A 3,333-nucleotide genomic window follows, 5' to 3' on the forward strand; every position below is an offset into this window, starting at 1 on the left:
TTAGAGTACTTAAAGTGCCTAAAGTACTTAGAGTTATGTGTTACGGATAACTAATGCTATTAAAATTTAAACCCCAGCAAAAAGTATCTCAAAAGCTTTCAAATAAACAAAAAGAAGTACTTAGAGTTAAAAACTAAAAGCTAAAAATTAAAATTTTAACAACTCAGCAAAGAGTTTCACAAATGCTTTCAAATAAACAAATAAACAGATAAACAATTCAACAATTCTTCTTAGCGTTCTTTGCTTGCCCCATAAGGAAGAATGACTGTATCGGGGCGTCTTTGCGAGAAAATATAAACAAATAAACAATTCTTCTTTGCGTTCTTAGCGTCTTTGCGAGAAAATATAAACAAATCACCAAATAAACAATTCCTCAAAAACTTTCAAATAAACAGATAACCGAATAAACAAAAAGAAGTGCCTAAAGTACTTGAAGTTAAAAAAAAATGGTATTAGCTCGCTATCATTCCAAATTATCAATAATTTCAAAAAGTTGTTCAGATCTAAATGGTTTGTTTAGGAAATCATTCATTCCCACTTCAAGAGATTTTTGTTTATCTTGTTTTACAGCTTTTGCTGTAACAGCAACAATGTTTACGGCTTTTTTGTTTTCTTCTTTTTCAAATTTTCTGATTTCTAAGGTAGCTTGGTATCCATCCATTACAGGCATACTAATATCCATAAGTACAAGATCAAAATTTTCAGTTTTGTATTTCTCCACAGCTATTTTGCCGTTAGCAACTATTTCAACAGTATAGTTCCTTTGTAACAATACTTTTTTTAAAAGTTGTTGATTCATTGGATTATCTTCAACAACAAGAACATGCAACTTGCTTTTTATTGTTTTCCTTTTTTTAGGTTGAGTTTTTTCAATGGATTTTTTTAAAACAACTATAAACCAAAATACTGAACCTTTACCGACTTCACTCTCAACATATATTTCACCTTGCATTTGTTTTACAAGTTCTTTTGAAATAGTGAGTCCCAAGCCTGTTCCTTCAATTTTTTTTGTTGATTCTGTCCTTGATGTTGAAAATGCTTTAAAAATACTTTCTAATCCTTTTTTATTTATCCCAACACCAGTATCTTTAACACTTATTTTTATTTTTGCACTGTCTTTTTGTTCCTCAAGAGTTTCAATAATTATTTTAATTTCACCTTTCTTAGTAAACTTTAGAGCGTTATTTACAATATTGATTATTATTTGATTTAAGCGTACAGGATCGCCAATTAAAGGAGAGGGGACATCATTAATAAAATGTAATGACAATTCTAAATTTCTTATTTTTGCTTTTATTTTAAGCAATTTTACTACTTCATTAATTTTATTTATTAAATCAAATTTTTCTTCAACTAATTCAAATTGACCTGCTTCAATTTTTGAAACATCCAATATATCATTAATTATTCGTAGCAGGTCATTTCCTGAATTGTAAATAATATCTAATAGCTCTTGTTGATATTCAGTAAGCTTTTCTTCTCTTAAAATTTCAGACAGACCAATAATCCCATTCATTGGAGTTCTTATTTCATGGCTCATTTCTGCCAAAAATTGTGATTTTACTTTTGTATTTTCTTCTGCTTTTATTTTTGATATTTTTAATTCTTCTTCAATCTTTTTTCTTTCATTTATTTCTTTTTCTAGATAATTTGTTCTCGAATCAACTCTTTTTTCTAATTCTATATTTAGTAATGCCAACTTTTTTTCTTCTTTTCGTTTACGGAAGTAAAGCCAAATCCAAATAATCAATGATAATATTGTTAAAATTAAAATACCAAGAATAATAATAATATTCCGAATATATTTATGATGCTCTATTTCAAATTTTTGTATCTCAATATTTTTATTTAGCAATTCATTTTCTTTTATTATTTCATAAGTTTTAAATTTAATTTGTAAACGTTCTATTCTTTTTACACTTTCTTCATTAAATATTGAATCTTTAATTGCTGAACATAAGTAGTAATAGTTATAAGCATCTTTATAATTTCCAAGTAATTTACTTACTTTATGAAGGTTTTCATAAGCTCGTTTTTCGATTTCTTTAAGACCAATATCTTTTGAAATATTTAAAGCAAGATGAGAATATTTTTTTGCTTCATTATATTTATTAGTTTTAAGATAAAGCTTTCCAAAATTTATATAGGAGGAAGCTATTCCATATTTATCATTAATCCTTTTTCTTATCAATAATGATTCTTGAAAATTCTTAGTGCATTTGTCATAATTTTCTAAAGAATAATAAACTAATCCAATGTTGTTTAATGAGTTAGCCATTCCTCTTTTATCATTTAGTTCCTTTTTAATTGCCAATGATTTATTGTAATATTCTAATGCTTTATTTTTTTCATTTAATGACTCATAGTTTACACCAATATTATTAAATACATCAGCCAAACCCTTGTTATCGTTAATTGTTTTATATATTTTTATAGCTTTTTGGTTATATTCAAGAGCTTTATGAGTATTGCCTAAACTTTGATAAACTACTGCAAGATTACAGATTGTTTTTACACTACTATTTTTATCATCAAATTCCAATTTTATTTTTAATGATTTTTGAAAGTAAATTATTGCATTCTCGTAATCTCCAATCACTTGTGAAACAACTCCAAGATTGTTGTATCCTTTAGCCACTTTATCAATATCCGCTAATTCTATTTCAAGTTCAACACTTTGTTTAAAATATTTTATTGCCATAGGATAGTTATTTGAAAAATAATATCCGTAAGCAATATTCCCACAAGAGATACTTTGTTTTTTCTTTTCATTTTCTTTTTGGGAAAGCTCCAATGCCTTCAGTCCATAATTTATAGCTTTTTTAGGACTTTTACATGTTCTTGACAATTCATTGTAAATGTCAATCTTTTCAACTGTTGTTGAGCTTGAAAGTTCATTCTTTAAGCTATCAATTGAAGTAGCGGAAACGACAAAAACAGTATTAGCACAAATAATTGTTAAAACAAAAACAAATAATAGTTTATTCATATAGAGAATATTTGTATAGAATTATAATTCTTTTGTATTTCAAATGTAAAACAAATAATTAGTAAGTTCCAAATATATTTTAAAAAATATCCAGTTTTTTATTTTGGCAGTTTTATGAATTGGTGATTTGGTGATCTGTTTATTTGGTGATTTGGTGATTTGTTTATTAGGAACTTAACTGCGAACTGTTGACTGCCGACTGTGGACTGTCTTTTATCTCAAAATCAAAACACTCCCCTTAAAATTCTCCCTTTTCCCCATAGTTCCCTTAGCGTAAATTTGATAATAATACGCTCCTACCGGACAGACTTTTCCTTTGTATTTTCCATCCCATGAATCGTGAA

General features: G+C 26.9%; 1 protein-coding gene. It reads right to left on the reverse strand.

Features of this window, described 5'->3' with window-relative positions; genetic code table 11:
- Positions 1-463: 463 nt before the first annotated feature.
- Positions 464-2,989, reverse strand: a complete 2,526-nt coding sequence (locus U9R42_06215) for a tetratricopeptide repeat protein (protein ID MEA3495614.1) — start codon at positions 2,987-2,989, stop codon at positions 464-466.
- Positions 2,990-3,333: the final 344 nt, after the last annotated feature.

It is taken from the genome of Bacteroidota bacterium, assembly GCA_034723125.1.
In the GTDB taxonomy this organism is placed as follows: Bacteria; Bacteroidota; Bacteroidia; order CAILMK01; family JAAYUY01; genus JAYEOP01.